Below are 7617 nucleotides of genomic sequence, written 5' to 3'. Positions count from 1 at the left end.
CTCCTGCTTAGCAGCTCCCTATGGTTGTCTCGGATCCCTTTGGCCTTGTTGTGCAAGAAGTGCAGCAGGGCGGGTACGCAGACCGAGTGAAAAAGCTGGTTTACTTTGCCTGCACCAGCACATGGGAAAGCGATGTCAGCAAGTTGAGCCAGATAGATCTGAAAGCCCTGCTGGAGCAGCTTTGCCGTGAGCACGCTACCCTTGATGCTTTGGGCCAACGCTTTCGAGAGGCCATCAGCCGCATCAACAAAAAAGCCGAGTATGCTCGCATCGCCAAGATGCTGCTAAGCAAGCTACAGCCCCTGTATCAACAGCCCCAAGCGGATCCCTCTAGCCCACTCATGCCCTCGCCCAAGGAGCCATCAGCTTGGGCCGCACCCTCGCCTATCTTGTCCTTGGAGTATGGAAGCCCACGACTGCAAAAGCAAGACTACGATCCCTTCGAGCTGCGGGCAGGGGTGATGCGGCAAACCAGCCCTTTGCGGGCCAAGCTGGTTCTGTTCACGGCTTTGTACCACAAAGTAGAGCCTACTCTGCAGGGGTTGGCGGCCCTGCGGCGCTACAGCCTGGACGAGCTGCTCAGAGCCCTCTACGATGCCTGCGCCTCCCCCCAAGAACTGGAAGCCCGGCTGAAGGAGGCGGTGCAGCAGTTGCAGGAGCCGGATCAGGATGGCCAAGCCGCCAATGCTGTGCTGCAGATGCTGAAGCCTCTTTACGTTGACGTGCCCCCAGCGACCCTCCCCGGCGGAGGATTGGCTGCTGAGCCTCTCTCCGCCAATCTGGATTGGCTGAATACCGAAGATGCCGCTCGCGCGGGCGAGGCAGAGTCCCTGGCCAGCCCCATGACTTGGATTGACGCTGGGATCCCAGAAGATGAGGAAGAACCTGCAGATCCTCTGGCTTTTGCAACCTGGACAACACCACCCGGCCCCTCTTCTGACCTGCGACAGGAGATCCCAGAGTCCTGCCGCCAACTGCTCCATCACAGCGCCGGATCCTTGATGGTTGCCATCGAGAATACCCTAAGCGAGTTGGGCAACGCCCTGGACGAAGGTCTGCAGGATGAGGATCCCGTCCAATATCTGACCCTCAAACACCAGGTGCTGCGCGGCTTCTTGAGGGATGTCGAGGGATCCGCCGCAATGTTCATGGGGATCTTGAAAAAGCTAGAACAATCGGAGTGGCGCCTGGTGCAGCCCCTGCGCGTCAGCAATGCAAAACAGGCTCTGCCGGAGGCGGTTACCGAAATGCCCGCTGAGCTGGCGGATCCCTATGCTTCCCTAAGACAGGTGTTGGCCAGCAGCGAGCTGGCCCGGCAAAAGCCGCAGTTGGAGCAGGAGGTGATGCGTTTGGTGCGGCGCAGCGTCGGCTCTGTCAAAACTGCTATCGAACAGGCCCTGAGCGAGTTGGGCAAGGCGTTGGATGAGCAGTTCCAAACCTGCACCCTAGAGGAAGCCTTGGTTCTCAAGTACCAAACACTACGCGCCTTTTTGCAGGAAGTGGGGGAGATCTCCACCAAATTTGCTGCTTTCTTGGATCGCATGGAGGAGGCAGAGCGCCGTCTGTTCGGGCTGGTTTGAAGCTCAAACCCGCTGTTTGGGGATCCCGTTCAACACTGGCGATCAGCTGCGCAGAGTGCTGGGGAAACGCCCGGATCCTTATCTAGAATAACCACCAGTGCAGCTCCTCTCTCACTTCTCTGAGCTCTCCCCTCTCTTCTATGGATGCCAAGGATCTGCTTCGGCTTTACCGGGCAGGACGGATCAACTTTGCCGGCGAGAACCTGGCCGCCCTTGACCTGAGCCGGGCCGATTTGATCGGGGTGGATCTCTCCCAAGCAAACCTGCACAGTGCCAATTTGATCTTCGCCTTCTTGGGGCGGGCCAAGCTGCAGAAGGCCAACCTCGTCGGGGCTAACCTCGGGGGGGCCAACCTCAGCCAGGCGGACTTGAGCGAGGCGGATCTCAGAGATGCCCAGTTGCACGGCGCCACCCTACAAGGAGCAGATTTGCATGGGGCCAACCTAACGCTGGCCCTGTTGATCGATGCCAACCTGCTGGATGCGGATCTGCGCTGGGCCAACCTCACCAGTGCCAACTTGGGAGGGGCTTGCCTGCGGGGGGCCAATCTCCGTTTCGATAGCCGCCGGGGAGCGGTACTGCGCAACGCCAACCTCAGCCGCGCTGATCTCAGCGGAGCCAACCTGTCGGGAGCGGATTTGACACGGGCCGACCTGAGCGGGGCCAACCTAAAAGAGGCCAGTTTGATCAAGGCCAACTTGCAAGGGGCCAGCCTGCAGCAAGCCCGTTTGCAGGGAGCCATCCTGAGCGAGACCGACCTGAGGGGGGTTTCTTTTTTGGGGGCAGACCTGCAAGGGGTGCAGATGGCGCGGGCCAACTTGAAGGAGGCGATACTTCGCCAGGTGAATCTGACAGAGGCCAACTTGAGCGAGGCGGATCTGGCCGCAGCCGATCTTTCCGCCAGTTGTCTGTGCTCGGCCAAACTGGCGCGGGCAGATCTGAGTCGGGCCAATCTGGCCGGGGCCGATTTGCGGTGTGCCAACCTGGTGGATGCCTATTTGGGCCGCACCAACCTGGAAAATGCCGATCTCGGCGAGGCAATCCTAACCCGAGCCGATCTGAGCACAGCCAACCTCAGCGGGGCCAATTTGCGCGGGGCAACTCTGCCGGATGGACGGGTAGGCTGATTGGACAGACTCGCTACCGTATGAGGACGAGGATTCTTGTCCCTGAGTGAGACGGGGATCCGCCCCGGAAAAGGTGAGGTTTTCCCCTGCCCCAGAGGGGCCACAACCGCTACCCTACAAGGGAAGGATGGGTCAAAGAGATCCGTGAACAGCCGCCGATTTCTGTCCTTGATGGAAGCTTTGTGGGCCGATCTGCCCTTGCCGGAATGGTTGCCGGGGGCAGGAGAGCGCTCCTGGCAGCAGACGGTGGCAGCCCTGCTCCAGCTATGGCAAGAAGTTGGACAGTTTGGGGTGGTGATCGGTGGGCCGGTGTCTTGGTGGCCCCCCTGGGTGGTTCGGGATCCGCTGCCTCAACTGCCGTCGCCCATTGACGCTCCAGAACCGAACCTGAAGCTGCGGGAGCTGGCCCGTGAAGATCCCTGGCTGTTTACCCCCGACTTGTCCCCCGAGTCGATTCTGACCCCTGGCCAGACGGTGATCCCTCTCCTGCCGCAGGATCCCCTGGTGGAGGAGCCTTTTTTGCTGGTGCTCACCCCTGTTTTTTCGGCGGTGGCCGCCCAAGGGCATCACCCCCACACGCGGCAGAGGGGGATGATGGTGTCTTTTGAGCCGGAAGTGGTGCATCGGGCTTGGCAGATCCTAGAGCAGCGGGTTCAACAGGGTAGGCCGGATCGCTTGCCCTTCTGGCAGGAGCTGATCAAGCACCATCCCCTCATGGAGCCTCATGTGCGGGTGCTGGCCCGCTTCAGCAGCCTTCTTCTGCTGGGAAACCTGGCCGAGTCGGGATCCCCGCCCGCTCGCTTACCCCCCGCCAGAGCCGAGAACTCCCCTGCGCCCACAACCCGGCCAGAAGATTGGCAGAAGCGGCGGTCTCCTCCTTCCCATGGCCAGCCTGCCGGTCAAGGCCAACAGAACAGCCTTTCGGAGGCAGAACTGTTGCGGGCTCTCATCCACGAGATCCAGACGCCCCTCAGCACCATCCGCACCTTGGTTAGTCTCATCCTGAAGCGGCACGATCTGCCGTCGCGGGTACGGGAATACGTGGAGAAAATTGACCGCGAATGTACCGAGCAAATCAACCGCTTCGGGCTGTTTTTCCAGGCTACAGAAACGGTGATGCCCGCTGCTACCCCACAGGAGGGGCGTCGGCTTCAGCTAGAGCCCATTGCGCTGGTGGACTTGGTGCGGCAAAACCTGCCTCGCTGGCAGGAGCAGGTGGAACGGCGGGGATCCCAACTGGAGTTGGAGATTCCCGATGAGCTGCCGGATGTGGTCAGCGATCCCAAGGCGCTGGAAGCGGTGCTGTTTGGCATGGTCGACCGCATTGCCCGCAGCACGCCGGCTGGCAGCCACATTCGCGCCCAGTTGGTCAGCGCAGGGGAGCTGGTCAAACTTCAGTTTCAGGTCAACACACCTGAGGGCAGCGACGCCACTGTTGCCTCAGAGCCCAAATCCCCTCAGGCGATTGGGCAGTTGTTGGTCGTGCAGCCGGACACAGGTGCAGTGAGCCTCAGTCTTCCCGTCACCCAAACTCTGTTCCGCGCCTTGGGGGGCTACCTCACCGTGCGCCATCGCGCCCGTCGGGGGGAAGTTCTCAACATCTACCTGCCCCGCCAGCTATAAGCCACCCAGTTGGGATCCCGATAGCGTCTCAGGATTGATATGGCGGATTGCAGGGGAGGTAGGGCTAGGATCGATCTGCCAGCGCCGGGAGAGTCTAGGGATTGGATCCATGCCGAGAGCCAGAAAAGTTGCTGAACACCACCCAGAGCCTGAACCCGTCTGCGGAGCCGGAGAACCCAAGGTTAAGGGGGTCACTCTCTCTGCCCAGCAGCTTTCCACTTTGCTTCACGAAATGCGCAATCCTCTCACCGCCCTGAGCACGCTGGCCAAGTTATTGCAAAAACGCTTGCCCCCCGAGGATCGCAACCACTGGATTGGCCTGAGCATTGAACAGGAGTGCAAGCATTTGCAGGAGCTGCTGGCGGAGTTCGAGCGTTTGGACGGGATCCCGGCCCCCCTCCAGCTTCAGCCCCTCTCCTTGGCCGACCTGCTGCGGGAGTGGATCCCCATCTATCAAGCCTTGGCCGAAACGCAGGGACACCACTTTCAAGCCGTTCTGCCCCCTTCCCTACCCCCTGTACAAGCCGATCCGCGTGCCCTGCGGCAGGTGCTTGATAACTTGATCGACAACGCTTGCAAGTACACCCCGCCCCCAGGTGAGATCCGGCTGAAGGTGGAGCTGGGTGAAGATCCCTCAACTGCTTCGCAATGGGAAGTGTTCGTTGCCGTCTGCGACAACGGCCCCGGCATCCACCCTGAGAACCTGGAGCGGATCTTCGATCCCTTTTTTCGGGCAGATCTTTCTAAGCCGGGGCAGGGGCTGGGGTTGGCCATCAGCCGCGACTTGGCCACCCGGATGGGCGGAGATCTCCAGGTGGAAAGCTCCCCCCAAGGCTCCTGTTTTTGCCTGAGATTGCCCACAGGTTAGTAGGAAGATTGTAGAGATATGGGATGGCAGGTGCCGCCAAACGCTTGAACGCTACCCAGGAGCTGCAGATGGCCTCTTCTCCCCCAGCCAAACCCGAACCCCCTGCTGCCAGTCCAGCAGCCCGCATTCTGCTAGTAGATGATGAACCCGGCTTACGGGAAGCGGTGCAAGCCTACCTCGAGGACAGCGGCTTTGAGGTGATCCCGGCGGCCAACGCCCAGCAGGCTCTGCAACTGCTCAGCACGGCCCAGCCTCAGTTGATCATCTCCGACATCATGATGCCGGGCATGGATGGCTATCAATTTTTGGCCCAACTGCGAAAACTCGAGCCCTACAGCCATCTGCCGGTGGTGTTCCTCACCGCCAAGGGGATGACCGCCGACCGCATCCAGGGTTACCGGGCCGGTGTCGATGCCTATTTGCCCAAGCCCTTCGATCCGGAGGAGCTGGTGGCCATTGTCTCCAATCTCATTGAGCGATCCCGCGCTGCCAGCCCTTCGGAGGTGGTGGCCCGCGAGCTGGCCTCGATTCGCGCCCTGCTGTCGGAGCGCACCCTTGCCACAGCCACGCCTGCCCAGACCTCTGCCCCCACCCCCCTGCCCCCACCCATCAAGGTAGAGCTGACGCCGCGGGAACAACAGGTGTTGGAGAAGGTGGCAGAAGGGCTGATGAACAAGGAGATTGCCAAGCAGCTGCAAACCAGCGTGCGCAACGTGGAAAAATACGTCACCCGCCTGCTGAACAAGACAGGCACCAGCAGCCGCACCGAGCTGGTTCGCTATGCCCTTACCTATGGCCTAATTCGGCTATAGCCCTCACCCCCAACCCCTAGGAAGACTGAAGAACGTGAGACACGGTTTTATCGCTGGGGCTTTGGTGGCACAGTAACCAGCAGCTCCGACCCAAAGGCGTGATCCCCGGCAGGGTAGCTGGTAATGCCCAGCCCATCGATGCGGGTCAGCAGCTCACGGGCCTCCGGCTCCAAGCCTGCCAAACCACCCGGTAGTGTGGCCTCCAGCACTGTTCGGATCCCTTGCCAATTCAGCAAAAAGTAGCCGTAGTTGGGCTTGGGCAACTGATCGTAGAGGGTTTTCAGCGGCTCGGTTTGGGGAAGCAAATTGCCCTGGCGTTGGGCGAGGGTTTGCAGCGCCGCCGTGCTGCTGGTCACGATCAAATAGTTGCCTTCCCAGGCGCGGGTCAAAAGCGGGCGGTTAAACAAGGGATCCGCCCAGATCACCTGCCCACCGGCTTCCGTTACCCCTACTCCCGATTCTTGGGCCAGCCGATCCAACTGAGTCAGGGCCGCGTTGGCCTTGTCTTTTTGGCTGGTCTCGATCACCAAGGCTGCTCCCATGCCCTGCAACAGGGGATGGGCCTGGGCATCCGGTGCCACCAGCAGGGCCATCTCCCCATCCATCCAAGCCAGCAGATCTTTTTCCAAGTCCAAACGGGTATTGGCGCGAAACTCAGCCCGCAGCTCCTCTAACGACTCCTTGACCGGCGGATCTTTTTCCAGCTCAGGCATAACGGCTTGCCAGCGCTGGGCAATCTGCTGGGTGGTCAGCACCGCCAAGGCATTGCCGGGCAGCCGCTGAATGAGTTCGCCGCGAGCCGTTTGCCACCCCCCCTGCACCTGGGTTTTCGGATCGGTCTGGGTCAACATGCGCAGCCGTAGGCCCTGCTCTTGCCAGTGGGCAGCCATGGCCAAAGAGCGCAGGGGTTGCAGGGATCCCAGCGTCGCTGGATCCAAATCCTGCATCCAGTCTTGGAAAGACTCGGGATCCTCCTGCAAAGCCTGGAAGTTGAAGTAGGCAAAGGCCAGCGTGCCGCTCTTCTTGTAGAGGTCGCCAACGGCGGTGCGGAAACTTTCGGAGCGGCCAATCGGCTCTGCTTCGCCGCGATACACAGCAATCGCCTGCTGCATCACCCTCGGGTCGTTGGCCACCGCCACAAAACGGTTGCCAAACTCAGCAGTTACCCATCGCTCGCCCGGCTCTCCGTTGGTTTGCACATACAAGGTGACCCCTTGCTCCTGGCGCTGCTCGAAGTTGGCCCCTTCTGCTGCTGCCTGTTGCCGCACCTGGGCCAAGAATTGCCCAGACAAATCAGCGTTGCGGGTGCTGGCTCCAAACAGGATCCCAGGCACCGGCTCGGCAGCTCCGGGCACCAGACTGGGGATCACCACTGCCATCGTGAATTGCTCGCCAGCCCAAGCTTGCATCTCTTCCCGAGAGAACTCCTTGCCGGTTTCAGCCAAAGCTTCTGCCGTCCAGCTCTCCCACTGGGCCAAAAGGTCAGGGTGAGTGCGAAAAGATTCTTCCGGTTGGGTAGAAAAGGTCAGCACCAGGGGCGCCGACTGGGGAACCAGCGCGGTTTCCGGCAGAACATCGCCGGGCAACTGTACCTGTGGCCCTCTGAG

6 protein-coding genes are annotated in these 7617 nt (G+C 60.9%); 5 read left to right on the top strand and 1 reads right to left on the bottom strand.

The genetic code is table 11. From position 1 onward, the window contains the following. The first annotated feature begins 20 nt into the window (after nt 1-20). The 5 genes from NW820_RS08000 to NW820_RS07980 all read left to right on the top strand — a co-directional run bounded on the left by NW820_RS08000 (nt 21) and on the right by NW820_RS07980 (nt 6010). Nucleotides 21-1580 (top strand): hypothetical protein, encoded by a 1560-nt coding sequence (locus NW820_RS08000; protein WP_414407182.1) that lies wholly within the window; start codon nt 21-23, stop codon nt 1578-1580. 140 nt (nt 1581-1720) lie between these two features. Continuing rightward, a complete protein-coding gene (locus tag NW820_RS07995) occupies nt 1721-2707 on the top strand; it encodes a pentapeptide repeat-containing protein (protein WP_414407181.1) in 987 nt (328 codons plus the stop codon). Nucleotides 2708-2851: 144 nt separating this feature from the next. Continuing rightward, nucleotides 2852-4330, top strand: coding sequence for a sensor histidine kinase (locus NW820_RS07990; protein WP_414407180.1), 1479 nt, complete (start codon nt 2852-2854; stop codon nt 4328-4330). Nucleotides 4331-4439: 109 nt separating this feature from the next. Continuing rightward, nucleotides 4440-5198 carry a sensor histidine kinase gene (locus tag NW820_RS07985; RefSeq protein WP_414407179.1) on the top strand — a complete coding sequence of 253 codons (759 nt, stop codon included), beginning with the start codon at nt 4440-4442 and terminating at the stop codon, nt 5196-5198. Between the two features lie 68 nt (nt 5199-5266). Beyond that, entirely contained in the window at nt 5267-6010 is a 744-nt protein-coding gene (locus NW820_RS07980; protein WP_011432966.1) for a response regulator transcription factor, read from the top strand. Nucleotides 6011-6057: 47 nt separating this feature from the next. Here the strand turns inward: NW820_RS07980 and NW820_RS07975 are convergent. Next, the coding region (locus tag NW820_RS07975) for a DUF3352 domain-containing protein (protein ID WP_414407178.1) at nt 6058-7617 on the bottom strand (1560 nt) is incomplete at its 5' end.

The organism is Synechococcus sp. R55.7 (assembly GCF_047461955.1).
In the GTDB taxonomy this organism is placed as follows: Bacteria; Cyanobacteriota; Cyanobacteriia; order Thermostichales; family Thermostichaceae; genus Thermostichus.
The sequence above is the reverse complement of the archived record's forward strand: the minus strand, read 5'-3'. Positions and strand labels throughout refer to the sequence as shown.

Coding starts and splice junctions, on each gene's coding strand:
- NW820_RS08000 (WP_414407182.1), top strand. CDS start 21: ATGGTTGTCTCGGATCCCTTTGGCCTTGTTGTGCAAGAAGTGCAGCAG.
- NW820_RS07985 (WP_414407179.1), top strand. CDS start 4,440: ATGCCGAGAGCCAGAAAAGTTGCTGAACACCACCCAGAGCCTGAACCC.
- NW820_RS07995 (WP_414407181.1), top strand. CDS start 1,721: ATGGATGCCAAGGATCTGCTTCGGCTTTACCGGGCAGGACGGATCAAC.
- NW820_RS07980 (WP_011432966.1), top strand. CDS start 5,267: ATGGCCTCTTCTCCCCCAGCCAAACCCGAACCCCCTGCTGCCAGTCCA.